The organism is Sphingobacterium sp. SGR-19 (assembly GCF_011043555.1).
Classification (GTDB): domain Bacteria; phylum Bacteroidota; class Bacteroidia; order Sphingobacteriales; family Sphingobacteriaceae; genus Sphingobacterium.
Genome location: NZ_JAAKGS010000012.1, coordinates 75,046 through 101,159, shown reverse-complemented (window position 1 = coordinate 101,159; position 26,114 = coordinate 75,046). Strand labels below are relative to the sequence as shown.

Sequence of the window (26,114 nt, the reverse complement as noted above, 5' to 3'; positions counted from 1 at the left end):
TCTTACTTGTTTAAATACCGATACATTTCTGAACCTGCCAATAAAAAAGCGCCGACACCAAAACTAGCCGTCGAATTGGAATCGACCACCTGACCCGGTATCGCTTTTTCACCGATAGGCTGTACATAGCCCACACGTCCATCAACTTGCAGAGCTGTTTCACTCAAAAATTTCCAGCCTGATTGTGCCGTGCGGAGATAGTCTTTTTCTGATAAAAAGCCATTGTTTATCCCCCAAAGGAAACCATACGTAAAGAATGCCGTTCCACTAGCCTCGGGTCCAGGCGCATGCTGTGGATCCAACATACTACGTGTCCAATAGCCTGCTTTCTGCTGAGACTTAGCAATCGCCTTTGCCATATCCTGATAACGCTGTACATAATAATCGTAGTGCCGATGATCCTTTGGCAAATCCTGTAGCACTTTCGCCAGTCCCGCAAATACCCATCCGTCCCCACGCGCCCAAAAGTCTTTTTTTCCATTTTCAGATGTATGCTTCGGGTAGACATATTTAGCATCCCGATAATACAAAGACTCCTTTTCATCATACATGATACTATCTGCATATTGCAAATAGACATACATTTTGTCGAGATATTGTTCATTGCCGGTCAACTTGTACAGCTTCGTCATCACCGGCATGACCATGTACAGACCATCTGCCCACCACCAATAATCGTTATTAGGAGTACTCATCTGATACTCCATCACCTCTTTAGCCCGAGCAACCTTATGTGGTTGTGGATCTAAATGATACAGATCGATATACGTCTGAAAACAGATCTGCCAATCACCAAAGAGAACATAGTCGTCTTTTTCACCATACGAATATTTCCACTCAGCTTTGTTATCAGACTTTGCTCCCTTCCAGCCATTATGTTCGGCCCAAGCTTCCGAATAAGTCCGGTATGTTTCATTTTGGGTCAATTGATATAGTTCCATATTTCCCGTATGGTATGCTGCGATATCCCAAAAGGACCAAACAGTCGGTTTGTTATTCTCCTGCCAGTAGCTATTGACCCGGTTTAACTTCAACATCACATCTTCCTTGTTCAGCCGCTGACTAAATGAAGCGGAGGAATACAGTAATAAAAAATAAATGATAAGGTTTACACGCATTTCTTCTTTGGTTAAAATTTATAGATTAAACTTTTGCACACCCGTATTTAGCAAAGGTATCTATCGCCCATCAAAGCCATGTTCAAATAAAAACTATTTACCTCCTAAATTCGGTTCACAACGGTAAACCTCTGTCTTTTGAACCATAATTAAACGTCTTTGACCCAAAAAACCCGTACTGCACACACATTTACTGGCTAGCTTTGCATGAGCAGGCAGGAGTTTCTGAAAATAAATGTAAAAAAAACATTTAAAATAACAGATACATTTTTTATTTTTAAGCTACGATATAAAATATGTACAGGCTCGGCTAGCGTCAAAACAAACCTTATTTCGATTGTAAATTATATTATTAGACATCCATGAATAAAAGACTTCTTACATGCTGTTTATTCCTATGCAGTACATTTTTGACACATGCACAGCCCAGCACCCCGGTAGAAAAAGATTTTGTAGGCTACCTTTTCCCCTATTTTACAGGAAATGCGGTAGAAGAAGAGCAAGTACATTACGCCATTAGCAACGACGGTTTCCATTATACGGCGCTAAATAGAAATAAGCCTGTATTGAATTCCAAAGACATCAGTTCTACGGGAGGGGTTCGAGATCCTCATATCCTCCGCCGTCACGACAACAAGGCTTTTTATATGGTGTTGACGGATATGACCTCTTCCAAAGGATGGGATTCCAACCGGGCACTGATTTTATTGAAATCGGAGAACTTGACAGATTGGACATCGCATATCATCAATATACAGCAAAAATATCCGAATCAGGAAAATCTGAAACGTGTCTGGGCTCCCCAAACCGTTTTCGATGAAAAAGCACAAAAATATATGGTGTACTGGTCTATGCAGCATGGCGATGGTCCAGATATTATTTACTATGCATATGCCAACGCGGATTTTACAGATTTAGAAGAGGCACCTAAACCGCTTTTTATACCGAAAGACAAAAAGCCTTGTATTGATGGGGATATTATTTACAAAAATGGCATCTACCACCTTTTCTATAAAACAGAAGGACATGGCAATGGCCTAAAAAAGGCGATGACAGACGACTTAACTTCGGGCGTTTGGATCGAGCAACCGGGATATAAACAACAAACGACGGAGGCCGTAGAAGGATCGAGTATTTTCAAACTGACGAATAGCGATAAATATATTCTGATGTATGATGTCTATATGAAAGGTACGTATCAATTCTGCGAAAGCTATGATCTGGATGAATTCCACGTCATCGACCAACAGATTAGTATGGATTTTCATCCACGACACGGAAGCGTGATCCCTATAACCCGGAAAGAATACCAGCACCTGTTGGCGACCTACGGTAAACCGGCGAACTTTCAGGCGGTGCAACAAAACAACCCCGTATTAGAGGGCTATCATGCTGATCCTGAAATCCTGTACGCTGAAAAAACGGGCAAATATTACCTCTACCCCACCAGTGATGGGTATACCGGATGGTCAGGCGATTATTTCAAAGTATTTTCCTCCGATAATCTGAAAGACTGGCAAGAAGAAGGAACCATACTAGATCTCAAAACCCAAGTACCGTGGGGCAACCGCAATGCGTGGGCTCCTGCCATCATCGAGAAGAAAATCGGTAAAAACAGATACAAATACTATTATTATTTTACCGCAGCACAAAAAATCGGTGTTGCCGTAGCCGATCACCCCGCCGGACCATTTACCGATTCTGGAAAACCGCTTGTATCGACAAAGCCGGAGGGCGTACATGGTGGTCAGGAAATTGACCCGGATGTTTTTCAAGATCCGGTAAGTGGAAAGTATTATCTCTATTGGGGGAATGGCTACGGAGCAGTTGCGGAATTGAATGATGATATGGTTTCCCTTAAAGAAAATACCACAAAAGTCATTACGCCCGACGAAACTTTCCGCGAGGGCTTCTATATATTTTATCGTAAAGGAACGTACTATTTCTTATGGTCAGAAGACGATACGCGCAGCGAAAATTACCGTGTGCGATACGGCACATCCAAATCGCCTACCGGCCCTATTGAGATTCCTGAAAACAACCTGATTCTGACTAAAAACCCGGAATTGGGTATTTATGGCCCAGGCCATAATGCTGTTTTGCAGATTCCGGGCGAAGACGAGTGGTATATTGTTTACCACCGTTTCAGTCGTCCGAACGGCATCAAAATGGGCGATGCAGCCGGTTATCACCGCGAGGTGTGTATCGATAAAATGGAATTTAACGAAGATGGCAGCATCAAACCGGTTATTCCGACGTTATAAATAATTTTCATTACGCCTATGAAGTTAAAAAAATTGATCAATATATGTTTCCTATCCACCGCAATAGGAACAACACTCCAGGCACAAACACAAAAACAACTGGACTATTTCTCGCTGAATGATGTCCGATTACTTTCCGGACCATTCAAACATGCGGAGGAGCTTGACCTAAACTATCTCTTGGAACTGGACGCTGACCGGCTTTTAGCGCCTTTTCTACGCGAATCAAACCTACCTCCTCTGCGGAAAAGCTACACCAATTGGGAAAACACCGGTTTGGACGGACATATAGGTGGTCATTATGTCTCCGCCTTATCCTATATGTATGCATCCACAGGTGACGCTCGTATCAAAGAACGCTTAGACTACATGCTTGCGGGGCTCAAACGCTGTCAAGATGCCAACGGCGATGGCTATATTGGCGGTGTTCCGGAAGGAAAAGAGCTTTGGGATGAGGTTAGACGAGGCGAGATTAAGGCCGGCGGATTTAGTCTAAATGATAGATGGGTTCCCCTGTATAACATCCATAAAACATACGCAGGTCTTCGTGACGCTTATTTAATGACGCATAATGAGACTGCAAAGGAGATGTTGATCAAGCTGGCCGACTGGGCAATTGCACTGATAGACCAGCTGAGCGATGAGCAGATACAGGATATGCTACGCAGTGAACATGGGGGTCTTAATGAAACGTTTGCTGATGTGGCGGCTATTACGCAAAACCCAAAATATCTCACACTCGCCCGTCAATTTAGTCAACGTGCGGTGTTGCAACCGCTATTGGATCAAGAAGATCATCTGACCGGTAAACACGCCAACACGCAAATACCAAAAGTATTGGGTTTCAAACGTATTGCCGATATTGCCCATGACGAACAATGGGCAGACGCAGCTCGCTATTTTTGGGAAAATGTCATCGAACGGCGTTCGGTATCTATTGGAGGGAATAGTGTCAGTGAACATTTTAACCCCATAGACGATTTTTCCAAAATGCTGCAAAGCATCGAAGGTCCGGAAACCTGCAACACGTATAATATGCTGCGCCTGACACGTATGTTGCATCAAACAGACCCCAAAGGCAAGTACCTCGATTATTATGAACGAGCCCTGTATAATCACATCCTCTCCACGCAACATCCGGAGACTGGAGGGCTGGTTTATTTTACGCAAATGCGTCCGGGGCACTATCGTGTATACTCGCAGCCGCATACTAGTATGTGGTGCTGCGTAGGATCTGGCATGGAGAATCATGCAAAGTATGGCGAGATGATCTATGCGCATCAGGATGACAACCTGTTTGTGAACCTATTTATTCCTTCCAAAGTGAACTGGCAGGAGAAGAACGTCGAGCTCATCCAAGAAAATAATTTCCCCGAAGAGAACAGGACACAATTTACGGTCTATCCTAAATCTAAAACGACTTTTGCATTACATGTCCGTAAACCCAGCTGGGTAATGGATGAGCCTACGATCTTGCTGAATGGTAAACCGTTTCGAGCCTCTTCTGCCAAAGACGGATGGGCCACGATAGACCGTACGTGGGCAGCAGGCGATCGGATATCCGTCGAGCTTCCGATGGGGATCTATACCGAGCAACTGCCCGATCGCTCAAATTACTACAGTATCTTGTATGGACCGCTTGTATTGGCAGCCAAAACGGGAACGGAAGATATGGATGGGCTCTTTGCAGATGATAGCCGAATGGGTCATGTTGCCCAAGGCAGACAGATTCCTTTGCGGACTATGCCAATCCTAACGACAGCACCAGAAAACATTCCGAACTTGATACAGCCGGTAGAAAATACACCGCTACACTTTACGCTAACAGGATTGTACAGTGGGACGGAACAGCACAGCATGGAGCTTCAGCCATTTTATCAAACACATGATAGCCGGTATATCATTTACTGGCCACAAGCTACCGCTGAGGAACTTACCGCCCTACAAGAGAAAACAGAACGGGAAGAAAAAGAATCCCTGCGCCTAGCAGACATCACGATTGATCGGGTCGTGAGCGGGGAACAACAGCCTGAATCGGATCACTTCATCAAGGAAGAAAATACGCAAACGGGAAGTATCGAGGATGTACGCTGGCGGGAAGCAAAAGGTTGGTTTAGCTATACTATCAAAACAAATCCTAAAGAAAATGTACAGCTGTACATCAGGTACCTGGAAGAAGAAAATCGGAAAACAAACATCCTCATCCACGATCAAGAGATAGAGAAGCTACAGGCAGACGCCAATGCATTGGGCCAGGTGAAAACAGCTGTTATTCCGATTCCGGAGACATTGAATCAAAGCAATCCTTTGCAGGTAAAAATTGCGACCGATGGTGGTACAACGAGCCATAAGATATTGGAGATACGCGTGATTAAAGAAGAATAAAGTTAGCGGGTTAGAAACTCTCTAACTTCTTAGTAACTTTAGCCAATTATATAGACATAAATAGTGACCAAAGCATTTGCATATTGTTTTTCTTTTTTTCTTGTCGTTATTGGTGAGATAGGCTCTTCCTTGGCGCAACAGATTGGGGTTACGCCCATAAAGATTGAGCAGGAGCTCCCGTCTTTAACGGTTAACAAAACCTTCCAAGATAGTGCCGGTTATATTTGGTTTGCCACAGCCTATGGGCTCAGCCGATTCGACGCATTTAATTTGTTAACATTCAAACTTCGGGATGACGATGGCACGGTTGCTCCTCATCAAAATATCCTGACCATCAACGAAAGCAACGGTTATCTTTTATTGGGGGCAGAAAATGGATTATATACCTTAAAAAAGGAGACTTACCGAATTGTGCCATTCCCAGATTCGAGTTTACGGGGACAGCGTGTCGCGGCTATACTTGTTGATAAACAATCTAGAATCTGGGTTGGAAGCCACAGTGCGATTTATGTATATAATAAAGATTTTAGCTTACATACCACATTTGAACACGATCCCAGCAACAAAAATTCGATTCCACCGGGAAGCATCAATACTGTATTTCAAGACCAAAACGAGGATATCTGGGTTAGTATTTGGGATGGCGGACTCTACAAATTGGACAATAAAAAACAACAATTTGTTGCTTTTCCACCCATAGGGATACGGAACAACCCTTTTAAAATCATACAAGATGAACGAGGACAATATTGGATAAGTACTTGGGGCGATGGTCTTTTTCTTTTCAATCCGGACGACAAAGAAAATATGTATCGGGAAATTATTATCAAAAATAAAAGAAGGGGTATCGGAAAGGAAGAATTAGTATACAATATCGTACAAGACCGTGTAAAAAAATATATTTGGGTCTTATCTTTTTCGGGTATTTCGACCTATCACTACACCGACGATGGTCGCATTGAAGAAATAGATTTCGCTCACCTTTTTCAACGCACATCCAATTTTTTCCAAGATATCTACGAAGATCGTTCCGGTGCACTATGGCTCGCTATCAGCGGCAAAGGTGTTTCGACGATTAGCTTTGACAAACCCGTTATGCGTGCCTTTGTGTTACCTCAGGTCCAAGAAAAATATAATATATCGCCCAACCTCAACATGCTTTACCAAGACCGTGAAAATCAATTGTGGTTCAATCTGGAACGCATCGGTTTAGGTAAATTTGTACCACAAACAAATCAATTAGCGACCTACAGCAATCTCCGTTTTAAGGATTTGGTGTCGCTCAGGGCAGTCAATTGCGCGTTGGAAATAGACGATGAATTATGGGTAGGTGGCGCATACGAAACGATCATGCACGTTTTCAAAAAGGAGAACGGTAGCCTGACGCTGTCACGTACCATTGATCTCGCCCAATATGCTAACGAGATTGGCGTTCCTCTCCACCTTTTTCAGGATACAAGAAAAAATTTATGGATCGGAACCAGCCGAGGGATGATGTGTAAAAAAGCAGGGCAGAAGCAGCTACATCAAGTGGACGGTATAAACGGCCAAATCATGGCAGTATGTCAGGACGCAGGGGGTAATATATGGGTCGCCACCAAGGATCATGGTATTTACCAGATAGACAATCATTCGAGTCCGAAATCTAAACGTCACGTGGGAAAAGCTACGGCTGGATTACAGACCAACCAGATTGAAACCATGGACTCCGATAGCCGTGGATATCTATGGATAGGGACAAAAGACAATAGGCTACTTTCTTTTCATACCGAAAATGGTCAGGTGCGTGAATACGCAAATGCAAACCTGCTAGCTTCTAATCAAATCTTACATGTTGTTTGTCTTGACAATACGGTATGGTTTTCCAGCACTAGAGCCGTTTATAAATTATTCCCGAGAGATAACCGCATTTTTGAATATAGCAGCAGCGACGGCATCCCGATAAATATGTTCACAAAGGGCGCGTATACGGCCGATAAGGCACAACAAACCGTGTATTTTGGTGGACATAACGGCATCGTTCAATTTTGGGAGTCTCCGTTTTCACCTACGCATAAATCAGCTGTGGTCATCTCCGATATAAAAATCAACAACCAATCAGCGGTATCACTGGGCTTGCATGAAAAATATGATTTTCGTAAACAATCGCTGGTACTCGAGCCGGAAGATCAAAGCTTAGAGATTCTATTTTCATCATTCGAATATACACACCCGGGCAAAATTAGATATGCTTATAAACTGGAGGGAGTTGATAAGGATTGGGTATATGCTCCAAGAGAACGGCTATTTGCCACCTACAATAACCTTGGAAAAGGGCGATATACGTTCCTGATCAAAGCAACCGATCTAGACAACCGGTGGAACTCAGAAGTCACCCGTCTACACATCCACAAGAAACCCGCGTTCTATGAAAGTAACCTGGCCTATATGCTTTATACCATATTGATATTAGGCCTTGCCTACGCCGTTATCAGATTTTATGTTAATCGACTTAAATTACAAAGTGATCTTCGGATTGCGCAAATCGAAAAAGATAATGCCAATAAACTGGTTCAAACCAAGCTAAGCTATTTTACAAATATCTCCCATGAGCTATTAACACCGCTTACCATTATCTCCTGCTTGATTGATGACGTGCAGATGATTACCAAAAAGAACCTGACACAATTTGATAAAATGCGTTTTAACCTTGATCGGTTAAAACGGCTTTTGCAACAGATTTTGGACTTCAAACGCGTGGAGAATCAACAAATGGCACTACGTGTTGGTCGAGAAAATCTGATTACTTTTATCCGTAATATCTGCACCGTCTATTTCAGTCCGTTAGCAAAACGAAAAAAAATGGCATTTGAAATTGTTCAAGGTGACTGCATACCTGAAGGCTACGTGGATGCCGACAAACTCGATAAGATTATCTTTAATCTACTTTCCAATGCATTTAAATACACGGCAGACGGTGGACACATACAGCTCTCCTTTTATACCGAGCAGCTCAACGACACTGCACATTTAATCGTTAGCGTGCAAGACACCGGGATGGGAATCGCTCCGAACGAACTCGACAAGATATTCATCCCGTTTTACAACAATAGGTTGGCGAGACAACAGGAGACTAACGGGATCGGGCTGGCCTTGACCAAGGAACTGGTGGAGCTCCATCACGGGGCCATTGAGGTGGATAGTATCGTGGGTAAAGGATCGACATTTACCATCCGAATTCCAGTTGAAAAAGGGGGCTATACCGCTGAGGAACTCCGCGAACTGCACGATAGTTTTATCGATTCGGACAATCTAATGACAGAAGCGAACGAGCTGCCGAAGACTCTTCCTGAGCGGGAAGAAGGTAAAAGCGACATCCGGATATTATTAGTCGAAGACAATGAAGATTTGCTTCAAACAGTAAGAAGTCTCTTATCAAGAACCTATCAGGTCTATATTGCGAGACAAGGAGAAGAGGCCTTGGCTATTTTGAAAGAAGAGGAAATAGATATCGTTGTCAGTGATATCATGATGCCGATTATGGACGGGCTAACGCTTTGTCGTCGGATAAAACAAGATCCGGAAATAAACCATATCCCGGTTATCTTACTGACGGCTAAAAACAGTATCGACGACCGGATTGAATGTTATCAGGCAGGCGCCGACAGTTACATCAGTAAGCCTTTTGACTTGAAAGTATTGGAAGCGCGTATACACAGTTTCTTAATCCACAAGCGCACCAAGCAGGAAGATTTCAAGACGAATCCGCAGATTAATATCTCTTCGCTAGATTATACGCCACAGGATGAGCAGTTCTTGGAAAAAATGATTGCGGTGGTGGAAGAACACTTAACCAATGATCAATTTGATGTGGTTGCACTTAGTGACGAATTAGGTTTATCGAAATCTACTTTGTACCGAAAGACCAAAGCACTGCTGGATTTATCGCCAAGTGAATTTATTAAAAATATCCGGCTCAAGCATGCCTGCCAGATGATGGACAAAGACAAGTCCATTTCGGTCAGCGAAGTTGCTTTTGCGACAGGATTTTCAGATCCACGCTATTTCTCGACCTGCTTCAAAGCCGAGTTTGGGATGACACCTTCGGAATATCAGAAGCAAATCGCGAAAGAAGGATAGACTACGGTTGTTGATACACCCGCACATAATCAACTTTATAGCGGTTGGGAAATTTCGTATCGTTGAGTTCGCCCCCATTCATTCCTCCCATAGCCAGATTAAGTAAAATATAATGTGGCTGTTTAAACGGATTAAAACCCGAGCCGTCTTTATTGTGTAGCTTGCTCAATGGTTCTTTGATCATCAGCTCATCATCCACATACAAGGCGATGTATTCCGGCGTCCAGTCCATTCGCCATACATGGAAATCGTTGGCCCAAGACTTTCCTCCCAGCTCTTCGATACTACGGGTTTTACTATACCACTCGGCGTTCCAACGTGTAGATGTGCCACAGGCGATATTTGCTAAAATCTTTCCCTTGTAATACTCCATGATATCGATCTCTCCGTTGGATGGCCATTCTTTGTCGACACCCAATGTCCAGAACGCCGGCCATAAGCCATCACTGACATCAATCTTGGCCCGCATCTCGAAACGGCCATATAACCAGCTTTTCTTCCCGCCGGTATTGATCGACGATGAGGTATGTGTAATATGTTCCCTCTTTCTCCCCCAATGATTGGAGGAAGGATCATAGGTTGGGTTTTTCCTTTTTTCTGCTCTAGCTTCGATAATCAGGAACCCGTTCTCACACCAAGCATTATCCTCCTGATACCATTGGAGCTCTTGGTTACGAACAAAACCATGTTCGAAGTGCCAATATGCTGAATTTACCTTTCCATCCTGATCAAACTCATCTGCCCAAACCAGTTCGTATCCTTCATTTTTATATTTATTTGCGCCTTTTTGGGCTTCCGCCTGCATAGTAAATAATGCTATGCAAGCGGTCAATATTGTTAATCTCAGTCTGTTCATATTTATCTGTTTATTGCTTTTATCATATAACCATAAGAGTATGCTGAGTCCGTTAGTCTATATGGACAGATACCCCCAATCAGATCAGTACGTTTAGGTTGATAAATCTCTTAACCATTCTAATTTATGCTTCGTTTGATAATCTTTATAATCTGTTATATGCCAAAATTGCGCAATGTTGGTGCTTTATATGTTGATTATTCATTCAAATGTGTAGAAAATACAACCATCTCCCGGATTATACGCCGGTAATCAGTCAAAACAGGGAGCCAACTCGTCAGCGACACCGACAACAACGGTTTGAAACCAAATCAAACGATTTTGAAGCGATGTTTGTACAAGCCAACGGGAATCCAGACGACAAACTGGCTGTGCGATTTACAGCTCCTTGGCTAGAAGCGGCCGATGTGGAGATTACATTAAACTAGTGTAAAAGCGCTGTACCACGCTGGTTACAGCGCTTTTTTTTAATCTATCTTTTATTGTACTCCTTCTGTGGTCATCACAATACGCTTGATTGTCCCGTCGTCGTTGTGATATAAACGATCTATACAAATCGAGCGGCTATAGCTACCTCCGTCCGTATTAATACCGCCATTATGGTATATAAAATACCAATCTCCTTTAAATTGTACGATAGCCTGATGGTTCGTGTTGCTATTGCCGGCAATTTCATTGAGAATACCTTTATATTCGTAAGGACCTTCGATATTGTCTGCCGTAGCATAGGCAATTTTTTCAGGAAATTCCGTGGCATAGGTCAAATAATACTTGCCATTATAGGTATGTATCCATGGTGCCTCGGTAAAGCTAAACCCATCGAATTGTACTTGTTTGATCTCGCCATCAATCTCGATCATATTATCTTTTAGCTTTGCATAATAACACTCTCTGTTTCCCCAAAAGATCCATGCTTGTCCATCCTCGTCAATAAATACCGCCGGATCGATGCAAGCCCAGGAATGCGTCGATGCAAAACAGTCATCATTTGTCAACAGCGGCTTACCCAAAGCGTCTTTGAATGGCCCTTCGGGACGATCAGACACGGCGACGCCGATTCCTGACCAGTTCGTGCTGATATACCAATAATATTTGCCGTCACGTTTCACCATATCTGCCGCAAATGCATCACCACTTTTTGCCCAAGAAAAATCCGTTATTTTCATCGGCACTGGATATTCTGTCCAATTTTTCATATCGGTCGTGGAAAACACCAACCAGTCTTTCATCTTATATCCCCGCTGGCCTCCCGCAAAATCATGCCCAGCATATAACCATAGCGTATCCCCTTGCACAAGAGCCGCAGGATCTGCCGTATAATGATGGGTAATAATCGGGTTGCCTTTTGCTTCGAAATGATTGCGATCTCCTTTTTCGAAAGGTTGTAGCAATGCCGTCGGTACACCTCCCCATTTCGCATGTAGACGACGTGCTTCCTGTTTCGTAATACCAATGACGCTTCCATGCCGCGGGTGGAAGTTCTTATTAAATGATTCCGTTTCCGTTGTAAAGCCAAACAAATCCGTACTCCGTTGGAATTCATACCGCCCGTCAGCATAAAGATCATACATCAAGATATATTCATCGCTATCATTCAGCTTGAAGACACTCGATCCTTCAACCACAATAGATGTATCCGCATAAGCATCCAAATAAATAAAATCCTCTTTCCAAGGTCCTTTCAACGATTTACTGGTTGCTTGTTGAATACCATTTTTAAACTCTTTCCCTTCGGCGTCTTTGGTATTTCCTTTATAAAAGAAATGGTAAAGCCCGTCTTTGTAAATAATATCACCATCAATACCGCCAAACTTGGGGCTGAACAACAATGTCGGTTCTTTTTCAAATCCGGTAAAATCTTTATTGGCATAAGCACCATAAAAATCCAGTTTGGTATTATCATGCAAGCGAACAGTAAAATATACGAGGTATTTCCCCACTTTTTTATCGTAGAAAACCTGCGGTGCCCATACCCATTTCACATTCCCAAACTTCTTAGGGTATAATTTAGCGAGATCCAAAATACTATGCTTCCAATCTAATAAGTCATCCGATTTCATCAATATGATCCCCGGATTCGTATCCCAACCATTCCTTTTCGTAAACATATCCGTCGCGACCATATAGAAGCTATCCTCATCTTCACCTCGGTAAATATGCGGATCACGTATCCCCCCGGTTTGGGAAATAGCAGCGGAAGCCAAGATAGGTCTGTTTCCATTTAACGCCGTCCAATTTACGGCATCTGCACTAACCGCAAAACGGAGCTGTTCTTGTTGCTCTCCCTTTCCCGTTCCTTCGAAATAGGCGAATAAGTATCCCTCAAATTTAGATTCCTGCGTTTGTGATTGTCCATGTATATACGGCGGGTGGAACAATAAACAAAAGAAAAACAATGTGCCCAATAGGGTTTTCGATACGTGGCTTGAACTTCTCATCATATTTTGTCTGAATATATGTGTTGGATTAATGGAGGACGGTTATCTCCTGATTATTTAATACACGATTATAGACTTGAATACCTTGAACCCAACTATTGGGCGATGTCCATTTAACGGCTGGTTGATTAATTTTTCCAATCACGATACGTTGATCCAACAGATCGTTAATATAGGTATACAAGATTCCTTTTTCATACGTTAAGGTCAACTTGAAACGCTGTAGTTTTTTAGGAGCATACCATTTTCCGCTCGTACCGCGACTATATTGCCTCCAAGTATCGGAAGAGCCAAGTACATTTGTGCTGGGGTATATTGTTCCTTTAAACTCAACTTGTGGTTTCAAGCTATTGCTATCCAACCGATAAGACAAATCTCCAATCTGGAACAACGTGCCTTCATAATTTGTCGTATCAGTCACTACATCCAATGAAATCGTAAATCTCTTGCCAAGTTTGCCGTGAAAACCATTCTCCTTGCTGACGACTCCTTCGGTAAGATCAACAGTCGTGTTCATGCCTTTAAAGTCACTGTGAATCGCCGTTGGATAACCCGGACGCGATTTGCTTACAATCCAATCATAGTAATCCCCATGCATCCAAGTCAGGCGCAGCGGTATCCCCAGACTTCCCTTGATCATATAAGGTCGTATATTATTCTTCGGTGAGTTGGATGTAATCGCTTCCGTCGACAGGATATCACCCGCATCATCAAGGGTATATTTTATCAACTCATATACAGATCCATGCGTACCGGCCATCGGGACGGAACAATATACCTCATTTACCTTATCCGGATCAATTGTCATTCCGCCACTATAACACATTTCTACGTTTTCCGTCTGGTGAAAATGTCCTCCACCGTTTGCTAAAAACGTCTTTTTCCATTCCGTTCCCGTCCATTTCCCATAATAATATTCGTGCGACCTCTTATCTTTGCTAATTCGCACAAAGGCAATCACGGGAGAACCATCTTTATCAATGGCCACCTGCCAAACCCAATCGCGCTGTTGCGGATTATCCACTACTGTGGTCGGAAACGCCTGTACATGTGCATCCGTTTTGTTCACACGAAAAGCCTCCTCTTCAATTTTTGCGAGTTCCATACCTTGTACGTCGTGCAATGTCAGGCTATTTATATTCACATAGCTGAAGTACAAGAAGTTTGGATTTTCGTTATCCGGATGGCCTGTCGTATACGCGATATAAATTTTGTCTTTACCATTGGATACATATTTAGCATAAGGTCGGGAACCTGTAGATTGTACAATCTGACGTGGCTCACCTACGAAGGCTACGTTATCTGCTGCATCCGGTAAGGACAAACGAGCGATAGTCGGATGCCAGTTCAATCCTCGCCAACAGAGATAAAAATGTTTTAGGTCGTCTGCCAAGATAAAAGGTGATGGATATGTTGTATTGTGATCTGTTTCCAGCCGTTTTTCTTCACCTAGTGTTGTGATATCGCCCGGCTTTTGTGAAATCCGGTAATAAAAACAACGTTCATCGGTATGGCGAGAATAAAACACCATCACCCGATCATCGGGCAAGACCAAAAACGTGGGGTTATTATGGTCATCAGGCTGAAACCAAGAGCGTACCAATACCTCCACCTGTTCATTTTTTACAAAATCGTACTGCATCACCTTGATGTTGCCGCGCACATCAATATAACCGATATATGTGTTTTGGATTTTCTTTTTTGGGTTTTCATGATGGATAGCTCTCGGATCGGCGAACCAACACCATGCTCCTTCGGGAGATACTTCATATCCTTGTCCGAAAACTGGCGTAGCAGCATTCAAAAGATGCCCTAAAAGAAGTAAAACTATGTAGCATATTTTTTTGATCCTATTATCCATAACATTTGATTAAGTCTATAAATTTACCGGCACTTTAATCACGGTGAACGAATAGGGAAGAAATGTATCTTTAATTGTTTTGCCTTTATAATTTACCTGCGTTGTTTGCGGTTGTATTTTCAGTGGTTCTTCCAAACTATTGGCTACATCAAGATTTTCGTTTGCCAATATAATCTTTGTTGCGGCTCCTTCTATCTTTTTCTTCGTATCCAGTTGAAGATTAGCGACTATCGGTTGGTCGTTATAATTCACAAATTTTATGATCAGTTCGTTCGTATCGGCATCGTAAACAGCAGACGCGTATAAGCTGTCTTGGCCTGTCACATTTTGACCATTCCGCTTCACGGGTATGATATCTGTTCCCTTATGTAAAGAATATAATTTCTGTACATGATAACTTGGCGTGCCGTATACCTGCAGATTGTCGACCCAGATGAGATCAGGAGACCATTGCCAACCGTCTACATGGCCAAACAGCGGTGCATAAGACGCCATCGTTACCACATCACCGTTACGCTCCAATCCCGTTAAGAAAGCGGCTTCGGATAACGCTGCTTCCCATGTACTTCTTCCCGGACCTTGTGGACGTGTCGTGTGCGACGCGTATTCTCCTGCAAAAATCTTAGGACCATTACGATCGTAATCATCATAACGGTCGGCGCTTGAGAGGAACCACGCCGGTGGGCGATAATAGTGTTCATCTACGATATCGATGTTCATCGCGCGGAGTTTTCCGTCCAGAAATTCGAATCGCTCACCTTCAGGGTCAGTTCCTGAACTGGCTATGATTTCAATCTCGGGATGCTTTTCCTGCAGTATTTTTTGGAATACGCCGAGTCTTTCAATGTACTGCGGCCCCCAGTTTTCGTTACCAACACCCAACATTTTTAAATAGAAAGGTTCAGGATGTCCCATTTCGGCACGTAGCTTGCCCCACGGTGTGCTCGTGTCACCGTTAGCAAATTCTATCAGATCTAATGCATCTTGAACGTATTCGTCCAATTCGTCCAGCGGAACCACCTCCCCCGTGTTAAATTGGCATGCCATCCCACAATTTAGAATAGGTACTGCTTCGGCACCGATATCTTCTGCCAATAAGAAATATTCATAAAACCCAAGTCCAAATGTTTGAAAATAATCCGGGGTTAGCCGGTGGTTAAATTCTGTATTCCAGCGGTTGATGATAAGTTCTCTTTCTTCGATCGGACCTACGGTTTTTTTCCACTGGAATCGATTGGCTAGATCTCTTCCTTCGACAATACACCCACCCGGGAAACGGAGAAAATCGGGGTTCATGTCCGCCAATATCTGCACCATATCTTTTCTTAGCCCTTTAGACCTACCTTTCCATGTGTCTTTCGGGAAAAGTGACAACATATCAGCTTCCACATCGCCTGCTCCCTCAAACCAAACATTTAGTTTTCCCTTTGGCGAAGTTTCTGCCGATGTAAATACGACAGTACCCGATTGCCAGTTTGCTCCTTCGGACAATGGCAACGCCGCGGTACCTATCACCTTGTCATTTTCGTTCAGCAACTCCACCTTCACCTGCATGCCTGGAGATGCCTGTCGATAAAGCAACGAAAATTCATAATCATTTCCTTGTTTTACCCCCATTCCTCTAAATCCTTCGTTTTGCAAACCTATCTTGATGTCGGCAGCTTTATGTATTTTCAACGAACGGGGATTACCCTTGCGCCGACCGTCGTTGACAATTAAGAAAGTACCTTCCGGTACCTTTCCCAGACGCTTCCACCCCATCATTGGATGGTCAAACTCAAAAGAGCGGTTTTTCACTAATTCCGCATATATTCCGCCATCGGCGCCCATATTAATATCTTCAAAAAATATTCCCCACATATGTGGCGATATTTTCCCGGAAGCCTTATCTAATTGCACCTGCAGATCAATTGCATTTTGGGCAAAAAGAAAAGTTCCGCAAATGGCAAAAACAGTTGTTAATGACAATATCCTTTTCATGTATTTATCTTGCATTATATCGATGTTTTTAAAAATTCGCTAAATAAGTTCCAATACAATAACCGAGTGCGCAGGCACGTTTATTTCGATGCGGTTTCCTTGTAACTTAGCTTCTTTATATTCTTTCGGAAGCACCGTATGTGGTTGCTCGAAGGTGTTATGCTCTCGTAAACTGTTAGCTGCCAGAATTCGCCCCGTTACCTTCTTAGCCTGTATCGCTCCCAAATCCAACGAGACCTTCTTTTGCTGGTTAGGATCGATATTGACAACGGAGATATGCACTTTTCCTTGTTTGTCTTTCGATGCAGAAGCTGATAGGGCCGGGATCGCGTCGTCGCCGTATTGATAGTTGTCGCTTTCCAATGTTATAGGAATCAATTGGGCATCTTGATGCACCTTATACATTTCCATCACATGATAAGTTGGCGTCAGGATCATATCCTTACCTTTCGTTAGGATGACGGCTTGCAGAACATTAATCGTCTGCGCAAGATTTGCCATCCTTACACGTTTGGCGTGGTTATGAAAGATATTTAACGTCATTCCTGCAATCATGGCGTCCCGCATGGTATTTTGTTGGTATAGAAACCCTGGATTGGTTCCCGGCTCCACTTCGTACCAACCGCCCCACTCGTCAACCACCAAGTCTACCCTACCTTGTGGATCGTATTTGTCCATAATAGCGGTATGTTTTTCGATAAGCTCATTCATAAACCAAGCGGATTTCATCGTTTTGAAATACTCCTCATCGGAATAATTTGTCGATGAACCTTTCTTATTCCAGTTTATTACGGCATAGTGGTGTAACGCTACACCTTTCATGAGGTGGTTCGGTATTTTTTTCATCAATGTTTCTGTCCAATGGTAGTCGGCGCTGTTTGCTCCGGATGCGATACGGTATAACCCGCCACTGTTGTCCCAATCGGCCATAAATGTGGCGTATTTTTTGTAGATATCGGCGTAATATTCAGCTGTCATATTTCCGCCACATCCCCAAGCTTCGTTTCCTACTCCCCAGAACTTAACATTCCAGGGTTCTTCTCTGCCGTTCTGACGCCGTAGATCAGACATCGGGCTTTTCCCCGAGAAGTTTACATATTGTACCCAGTCCGCCAGTTCCTGCACTTCGCCACTTCCGACATTGCCAGCTAGATATGGCTCCGTTTCTAACAACTCGCACATGTTCAAAAAGTCATGTGTGCCAAAAGAATTGTCTTCCGTCACGCCTCCCCACCAGTTATTGACAATCGAAGGCCGAGCTCCTTTAGGTCCTATCCCGTCTTTCCAGTGATAAGTATCGGCAAAGCAACCTCCTGGCCATCGCAAGTTAGGTATTTGCAACTTCTTAAGTGCCTCCACCACATCGTTGCGAACACCGGCCGTATGCGAAATAGAGTCGTTGGCCTCTCCTACATAAAAACCATCGTAAATACATCGGCCCAAATGTTCTGCAAAATGGCCGTAAATATGCTTGTTAATGGTGACTTCGTTTTGCTGGCCGGTTAATTTGATATGGTTCTGCCCATAGGAACACATGCAGACAGATAACAAGATGATACTCAGTTTTAACTTTACGTTTATCATATTAGTAGTTATTTACATTTTTGGTTTATAATACTTCTTTATTAAAGCTATTCTCCCTGGTCGTAGTCACGTTAGGATTTAATCCTAAAATTAATGTCAAAATAACATTTATTTTTATAATCGCAAAATTTTTTTGTATTCTGCGAATACAAGAGGGAAGAAGCCGAAAGATTAAATCTTCCGGCTTTTTCTTTCAAGCGTTTATTTACTATATCCGGGGTTTTGCGTCAATGGTTCCCCTTCTTTATTATTCAACTGGATTTCGCTCAAAGGGATAGGAAGTAAAGCATGATAGTCTTGAAAACCCGATGTAATCTTATTAGCTGGGCCGTCATCTCCATTTAACGCAATACGTTCTTTTAACTTTCCAGTACGCACCAAAGTCATCCGGCGATTTTCTTCCGAAATCAATTCGCGCGCGCGCTCATCGAGGATAAAATCCAAGGTGATATCTGCTGCGCTCACCTGCCCTAGATTGGTATTGCCACTTTCTTCCCGTGCAGCTTTAAATGCCCGGTCGCGTAACACATTGATATCATCGGCTGCCCCTCCGTTATTTCCTTGGCGTAGACGTGCTTCCGCACGTAAAAGGTAAGTCTCGCCTAAACGCATCACCGGCCAATCTTTTACCAACGCATATCCAAAATCATCGGTTTCATCATATCCACCCCATTTGGTTGGAAATGGATACCATACCTCTAGACTATCCGTACGGAAAGGGATAGCCTGATCACCCGTCCTAATGGTTACGTTTCTTACTCCTTCACCAGCTGCTACACGATAACCATCTGCGTCAATTCCAATCGTTGCTTCATAACCTGGACGATTATAGTTCGTGGTTCTTCGGATATTATAGTTGCTATTTCGGATATCTCCATCCAGTCCTTGCCACACGGTATACTTCATAAAGTTGCTCAAACGAAGACGGCCGTTTCCACGCCCCCCAAGCGAGTCAGCGTTCACCATACCCTCCCATTTGTGATAAGCCGGTTGCCAAACCCTTCGGTGCTGTGGATTATCAATGGTACCGCCGTTTACTTCGCGATTATATTCCAATTCAAATGTCCAGATCGCTTCGGTATTTCCCTCGGAACGGCGCATATTTCCCTGACGGAACATATCCCGATAATAATCGCCACCTTCACCTAAATATTTTCCGTAACGTGCATCGATCAATTGGTACTTCCCATCGTCAATAATAGCAGACGCCATATTTTCAGCTTTTTCAAAATAAGAAGCATCACGCTCGCCCATACGAAGATAGGCTTCTGCAGCTAATTGTCTCGCGATGTCCTTGTTTATCCGGCTTTCAGAGCGTGCTTCCCCAACATTTGGGAGATTGGCAATAGCATATTCCAAATCTTCTTCAATCAGGATATCTATGTCTGCTACTGCAGTTCGCGTATAATTAAAAGTAGGCACATCAATAGATTCGGTCAATAAAGGAACATCTCCCCATAAGGTGACAAGGGTATTGTAAGCATAAGCCCTAAAGAAGCGTGCTTCGGCGGCGGCGGCTGGATTTTCGTCGCCCACCGAACTAATAATCGTATTCGCATTGTTGATAAACTGATATGAACGTTCCCAAAGGTAAGATACGCCCCCATTTTCCGAATTGAGATCGGCATATTGGTAAAAAGGGTTCTCGACACCTTCCGTTGCTCCGGCACTGGTAATATCCATCCCTATTTGCCAAATGGAAAGAAATCCTTGTCGCGCACTCCATCCCCATAATTGGGCATATATATAATGGAGGCCTATGAGTTGATTCTCTACGATTGAAGGGTCGCCAGTTCCTGCCTCATAGTCAGAATAGGGCTTCTCATTCAAAAAACTATCACTACACGATGCTACCCCTAAAGAGAGCAATGCAAGCACCGAGCATAATTTTGTATGTTTATATATCTTCATGACTTTATTTTAAAATGTAAGGTTTACTCCAAAAACGTAATTACGAACCATCGGATAGTTGGTATTGTCTCCAACGCCATCCTGACTGTGCCCTCTTGGGATATCCCTTGATTCCGGATCCCAACCCAACCAGTTTGTCCAGGTGTACAAGTTTCTGCCACTAGCGTAGAGCGTTACACCCGATACACCTATCTTGCTAGCGATATCTGCTGGCATATTATAACTTAATGTTACATCTTTCAGCCGTGTAAAACTTGCACTCTTCGGAAAACCATATCCATAGATGTTGGAGCGATTACTCAAAGACCGCCATTCGTTACTTTTATTTTCGGGTGTCCAATACCCTAAATCTGCCGGCGCACTACGTCTTCCCAACTCATCAGCCGCACCACCAATTTGTGGATTGTTACGCAGGGCTCCTTGAACCGTTTGAATAAATACGTTTAGCGAGAAGTCTTTATAGGTAAAAGTGTTCGTAATACCACCCGTCCATTTTGGAGCAGTTTGCCCTAAGATACGACGATCGTCATCGTTGATTAACCCATCGCCACTTAAATCAGCCAATTTCACTGCTCCGGCTTCCGCTTGCTCATCCCATCCGTTATGTAGACCCGCTGCAATTTCGTCCTCTTGCCATATACCTACTTGGGTATAGTCGTAGATAACACCTACCGGATGTCCGATAAACCAACGATTTCCTAGGTCGTCTTTCTTATCGCCGTATACATCCACAATTTTGTTTTTATTATGTGCAAACACTACCATCGATGACCAGCTAAAATTATCCTTGACAATATTCTTAGAATTTAACGTCACATCTATACCGGTATTGGACACTTTCCCTAGGTTTGACCAAACATCCGCAAAACCTGTTATTCGAGGTAACCGTTGTAAGATCAACATGTCTTGTGTATTGGTTTTATAAAATTCTACCGTACCGCTTAGACGATTTCCCCACAAGCCAAAATCTACCCCGGTATTGAAACCTGCTGTTTTCTCCCAGCGTAAATCCTGATTCCCCATCCGTACACGGTAGCGCAGTGCAGCATTTGATAAACTGCCCAGAGCCAGTGGATTGGAATCCATCAAAGATAGGGTCTGATAGGGGTTTATAGCTTCGTTTCCGGCAACACCATAGGAAACACGTAGTTTCAAATTATCAATAACATTTCTTGTGCTCTCCATAAACCCTTCATTATGAATGTTCCAAGCAGCAGCGCCTGAAGGAAAAACACCATACTTATGGTTGTCGCCAAAAACAGATGCTCCATCCCGACGCACCGTAAAGGTTAACATATAGCGACTATCGTAACCATAGTTCAATCTGCCCATCTGCGAAATTGAACGATAAAGATCCGCTCTAGAAGATACTTTGTGCGTGGAAGCTGTACCCAAACCTCCCCATTCTAATACATCGTTCGGAAAAACTTCTCCTATGGCTTCAGATTGTTGCCAGTATTTACTTCGTGCTGCATAAAGTCCTGTAAAGTCGAAACGGTGCAAACCAATGGTTTTTTCATATGTCAAAATATTCTCTAATGTGTATGTCTGGCTTTCCGCATTGTGTATCCGCCCCCAACCATTGGCGTTATACACCGATAAACCGTGATATTCGTTTGTACGTTTCGGCACATAAGAATATCCTCCGTTAAACCGGTATTTCAAACCAGACAAAGGTTCCCAAATATTACCAAAATTCATTTCGGCGTAACCGTTTAACGACATATTAAACTCCCGCCGTTCTGGATCAGTAGTGGTATGTAGCAATGGGTTTTCCCATAATTGTTCCGAATACATTGGCCACCGTGTCAACGTACCATCGTCTTCATACATACGCGCATACGGACTCATCGCCAAGGCTTGTGTTAGGTTTGCCCGTCCGCCATCTCTATTATGCGCAGCAATAAAAGCGGAGGTACCCACGGTTAAATATTTGGTCGGATCAAAATCTGTATTTGTCCGGAAAGAGTAACGGTCGTAATCAAACCCTTTCACAATACCCTTTTGCCCAAAATAGTCGACCGACACATAATATTTCGCATTTTCGCTTCCGCCAGATAAACCGACGTTATGATTTTGTATGGTTCCCGTTTGCATAACAGCATCCAACCAGTCTGTCGTTACACCATTCTGGTAGTTATCATATTCATACTCATTGCGTACCGGGCCACCGTTAAATAAACTTGTATTGGTGATCCGCGCATATTCTGCATATCTTGCCAATAGCTCTTCTGCTGATACAGGATCCAGCATGTGGGAAGGCTCCTCAACCCCGGCATAACCGCTATACCGTATAGTCGGCGTTCCGGTCGCCCCTCTTTTTGTGGTGATCAGAATCACACCATTGGAACCGTTCACTCCATAAATTGCTACAGCGGAAGGATCTTTTAGAATCTCAACCGATTCAATATCATTCGGGTTGATATCGTTGATAGAACCATCGGTTTTTGTTAGTGGTATACCGTCTACTACAATATATGGCCCTGAACCAGCACTCATCGAATTGAGCCCGCGTACTTGGGTTGCCGGCGAATCACCTGGAATAGAGGATGCTTGGCTAATATTGACATTGGAAACAGCTCCTTGGATGGCCTGCATCACATTCGTCACGGGGAGATTGGATAGGCGTTCTTTTGGAACAGAAGCAACGGAACCGGTAATGTCAGACCTTCTTTGTGAACCATACCCCACAACCACAAGCTCGTCCAAGACATTATCTGACGGTCGCAGATTGACGTCCAACGTTGTCGACTGTCCTATAGTAATCGTATGTAGTTCATAACCAACGAACGTAAATACCAACACCTGTCCTCTGCTCGCGGAGATCGAAAACACGCCGGACGCGTCCGTTTGCGTGCTGATTGAGGTTCCTTTAACAGCAACCGTAACACCAGCAAGTTCGCTACTTGTTACCGCATCCCTCACAACACCTTTTCGTGCGGTTTCTTGTGCGATACCAGATGCCAGGCATAGCATCGCACACAAAAGCATACAAAATGCTTTGTAGTAATTTTTCGTGATTTGTTTCAACATAGCTTTAAAATGTTTAAAATGGTTAACTTACTCTATCCTCCCATAAGCGTTTCTGCTATCACCACGTTACAAAAACAAAACAGCTGTGTTTATAAAAAATATGTATTTATTCAGCTGCCGTAAGATGCATAGGTTTATGAGTCGGCTTTTATCATATTTATGTTACAAACATAGTATAGTACGGCTTTCAAGAGGTTGAATTATCGTTCAAAAGTGTCTAAAATCCTTTCAGATTAATCCCAAATCTATCTTTGTCAAAAAACCTTTCTCCCATATAGCGTCATATGAAGTTCGTAGTCTTCAGAGCGAAAACAGAAGCCTTCTGATAGCCATTGAAAAATACGTAAAAGGTTAGGACGAAAAGACGCTATCTTCATAGCGTCTAATATTGAAAAAAGAACAAAAAAAATGCAATATCACAATTAAGGCAGGATAATTGCTTTCATTGTAACGATTTTATGTAGTAGAAAGACTACAGGATATTTAATAATTCAATACACAAACATGAAAAAAGGTATATTTTCCGCTTTTGTTTTATTTGTTTTTTTCTCAACACAATCTGTTTTCGCACAATTTTCCCGTCCTATAAGTGTGGGTGCCGGTGCAGGTGGTACCATGGTATGGGCCGACCTAGGAAATACCGACACGCGATTTGCGGGTTACATAGAAGCAGAAGGATTGATTACCCCTTTTATCTCTGTTGGGGTTAAAGGAGAAAAAGGGATGTTGAGCGCCTACGGGTGGAACAGTAATTTTGAAAACCGTTATCACGCTATCAACGCCAATGCGAAAGTCCGGCTCGGCCAGTTCCTATCCCTTCCCCCGAACTATAGTTATTATACACTAGGTGCCAGTACATTCGGTAAAATACTTGCCAATATCTATGTAGGAGCCGGCGTAGGGGTAATGAAAAACAACATCGATCACCATATCGATGGTAGCTATCGGTCATCTATCGAAAGTATAGGTGGGGAGATTTCAGAAGATTTGAATTCCCATCAATTGGCAATCCCGCTCAACATCGGGCTAGATATACCCATCGGGCGTACACTCTACGGACCGCGTTGGGCAATCAACATCAATTTTCAGCAATCCTTGCTTCCGAAAGATAATGTTGACGGTGTTATTAATAGCAAGATGGACCAGTATTCCTATCTTTCTTTAGGCGTAAAATTAGCACTGTTTAACCGTAATTAATATCGAACATCCATAGCTTATAAATTATAATATAATGAATAAGAAGAATTTGAGACACAGATTATCCCAGCCTCGAACTATTGTTATTGCAATGTTAACAACATTGATAGTCGTTGCGGCTTGTAAATCGAACAATTTTTATAGCGCTCCGAAAGTTTCCGCTTTTAAAGGCGGAAAACTTCCTGCTCCTCCAGGCATGGTATACGTTCCATCAGGAACCATCCTCTACAAAAGTTCTTTGGACAGTGGAAATGTGGGTAAGAATATCAGTTTAAGCGCGTTCTTCATTGATGAAACAGAGGTAACTAACAAGCAGTACCGTCAGTTTGTAAACTGGGTAGCCGATTCGGTCGCCGTAACAGATTACCTAAATGATGACCAGTACTTTTTGGATATTGTCGGTGAAGACGGTCAACGCCGAATCAATTGGAAACGTGTGAAGCGCGTGTCACCAATATGGCGCAGTAATGACCCTGCTATTCAGGAACAACTCGCACCTATGCTTGCTATGAAGGGCTCCCGCAGGACATTAAACCCCGAAGTGGTCAAATATCGGTTTTCCTACCTGAGATCAAACGGACGGGCAGATACCGAATACGTAACCGATACCGTTGCGGTGATGCCAACAGAAGACATTTGGTCGGAAGATTTCCCCAATGCACAGTTAGCTTCTATGGATGCGAACTATTTTACACACGAATCGTTTGATTATTATCCGGTAGTCGGCGTTACTTGGAAACAGGCACGTGCCTATACAGACTGGCGCGGAAAAGAGTTGATGGCTAATATCATGAAAAATTCTTATTTGAGTGGTTATCATCTCACCTTTAGCTTACCAACAGAAGCACAGTGGCAATATGCTGCCGAAGGAAAACTCGATCCACGAGACACGATATCAGGAACTCGTCTAACAATTGATGGAAACGAAGGTAAAAAGAAATTGGCTGTTAATTATAAGCAAGGAGAAGGTACCTACTCACAAGATGGGGCAACCTTTACCGTTCCAGCAAAATCGTATACTCCAAATGCTTTTGGTATTTATAATATGGCAGGAAATGTAGCGGAGTGGACGTTAGACGCCTATAGCCCCTCTGCTATTGCTTTCGTCAACGATTTAAATCCGGTTCTATTATACGATGCCAACGAAGGTGATAGCGACGCCTTGAAAAGAAAAGTAGTAAGAGGAGGTTCGTGGAAAGATAACGGGGAACAGCTAAACAGCGAAACCCGTAACTATGTTGTAGACTATGAACCACATTCCTACATCGGTTTCCGTTGTGTGATGTCTGCTGTGGAAATGCCGACACAACAAGTTAAAACCAGGAGATATTAATTAGAAGGTTAGAAGGTATATTAAACATAAAATTA

General features: G+C 43.1%; 14 protein-coding genes. 6 read left to right on the top strand and 8 right to left on the bottom strand.

Annotation, left to right across the window (positions count from 1 at the left end; translation table 11 throughout):
• Positions 1–2: 2 nt before the first annotated feature.
• Positions 3–1,118 (bottom strand): glycoside hydrolase family 88 protein, encoded by a 1,116-nt coding sequence (locus G5B43_RS18190; protein ID WP_165296227.1) that lies wholly within the window; start codon positions 1,116–1,118, stop codon positions 3–5.
• Positions 1,119–1,480: 362 nt separating this feature from the next.
• Here G5B43_RS18190 and G5B43_RS18185 point away from each other — a divergent pair, with 362 nt between their 5' ends.
• From G5B43_RS18185 to G5B43_RS19640, 3 genes are all read left to right on the top strand, one after another.
• Entirely contained in the window at positions 1,481–3,382 is a 1,902-nt protein-coding gene (locus tag G5B43_RS18185; RefSeq protein WP_165296226.1) for a family 43 glycosylhydrolase, read from the top strand.
• An 18-nt stretch (positions 3,383–3,400) separates the two neighbouring features.
• Positions 3,401–5,767: a glycoside hydrolase family 127 protein gene (locus tag G5B43_RS18180; protein WP_165296225.1), complete on the top strand. Its 2,367-nt coding sequence runs from the start codon at positions 3,401–3,403 to the stop codon at positions 5,765–5,767.
• Between the two features lie 63 nt (positions 5,768–5,830).
• Complete coding sequence (locus G5B43_RS19640; RefSeq protein WP_165296224.1) at positions 5,831–9,886, top strand: response regulator; 4,056 nt, start codon at positions 5,831–5,833, stop codon at positions 9,884–9,886.
• Position 9,887: 1 nt separating this feature from the next.
• Here the strand turns inward: G5B43_RS19640 and G5B43_RS18170 are convergent, their stop codons facing one another.
• Positions 9,888–10,742, bottom strand: a complete 855-nt coding sequence (locus tag G5B43_RS18170; protein ID WP_165296223.1) for a family 16 glycosylhydrolase — start codon at positions 10,740–10,742, stop codon at positions 9,888–9,890.
• Between the two features lie 209 nt (positions 10,743–10,951).
• On the opposite strand from G5B43_RS18170, the gene G5B43_RS18165 reads away from it, so the two are divergent.
• On the top strand, positions 10,952–11,170 hold the full coding sequence (locus tag G5B43_RS18165; protein ID WP_165296222.1) for a hypothetical protein: 219 nt from the start codon (positions 10,952–10,954) through the stop codon (positions 11,168–11,170).
• Positions 11,171–11,221: 51 nt separating this feature from the next.
• Here the strand turns inward: G5B43_RS18165 and G5B43_RS18160 are convergent, their stop codons facing one another.
• The 6 genes from G5B43_RS18160 to G5B43_RS18135 form a co-directional block, all read right to left on the bottom strand.
• Complete coding sequence (locus G5B43_RS18160; protein ID WP_206367417.1) at positions 11,222–13,183, bottom strand: family 43 glycosylhydrolase; 1,962 nt, start codon at positions 13,181–13,183, stop codon at positions 11,222–11,224.
• A gap of 25 nt (positions 13,184–13,208) precedes the next feature.
• Positions 13,209–15,041, bottom strand: coding sequence for a BNR repeat-containing protein (locus G5B43_RS18155; protein ID WP_165296221.1), 1,833 nt, complete (start codon positions 15,039–15,041; stop codon positions 13,209–13,211).
• A 15-nt stretch (positions 15,042–15,056) separates the two neighbouring features.
• Positions 15,057–17,021, bottom strand: a complete 1,965-nt coding sequence (locus G5B43_RS18150; RefSeq protein WP_165296220.1) for an alpha-L-arabinofuranosidase C-terminal domain-containing protein — start codon at positions 17,019–17,021, stop codon at positions 15,057–15,059.
• A gap of 39 nt (positions 17,022–17,060) precedes the next feature.
• Entirely contained in the window at positions 17,061–18,605 is a 1,545-nt protein-coding gene (locus tag G5B43_RS18145) for an alpha-N-arabinofuranosidase (RefSeq protein WP_165296219.1), read from the bottom strand.
• A 201-nt stretch (positions 18,606–18,806) separates the two neighbouring features.
• Positions 18,807–20,516, bottom strand: coding sequence for a RagB/SusD family nutrient uptake outer membrane protein (locus G5B43_RS18140; RefSeq protein WP_165296218.1), 1,710 nt, complete (start codon positions 20,514–20,516; stop codon positions 18,807–18,809).
• A 9-nt stretch (positions 20,517–20,525) separates the two neighbouring features.
• Entirely contained in the window at positions 20,526–23,549 is a 3,024-nt protein-coding gene (locus G5B43_RS18135; protein WP_165296217.1) for a SusC/RagA family TonB-linked outer membrane protein, read from the bottom strand.
• 504 nt (positions 23,550–24,053) lie between these two features.
• Between G5B43_RS18135 and G5B43_RS18130 the strand changes: the two genes are divergently transcribed.
• Both G5B43_RS18130 and G5B43_RS18125 read left to right on the top strand, forming a co-directional pair.
• Complete coding sequence (locus G5B43_RS18130; protein WP_165296216.1) at positions 24,054–24,746, top strand: hypothetical protein; 693 nt, start codon at positions 24,054–24,056, stop codon at positions 24,744–24,746.
• Between the two features lie 34 nt (positions 24,747–24,780).
• Positions 24,781–26,079: an SUMF1/EgtB/PvdO family nonheme iron enzyme gene (locus G5B43_RS18125; protein WP_165296215.1), complete on the top strand. Its 1,299-nt coding sequence runs from the start codon at positions 24,781–24,783 to the stop codon at positions 26,077–26,079.
• Positions 26,080–26,114: the final 35 nt, after the last annotated feature.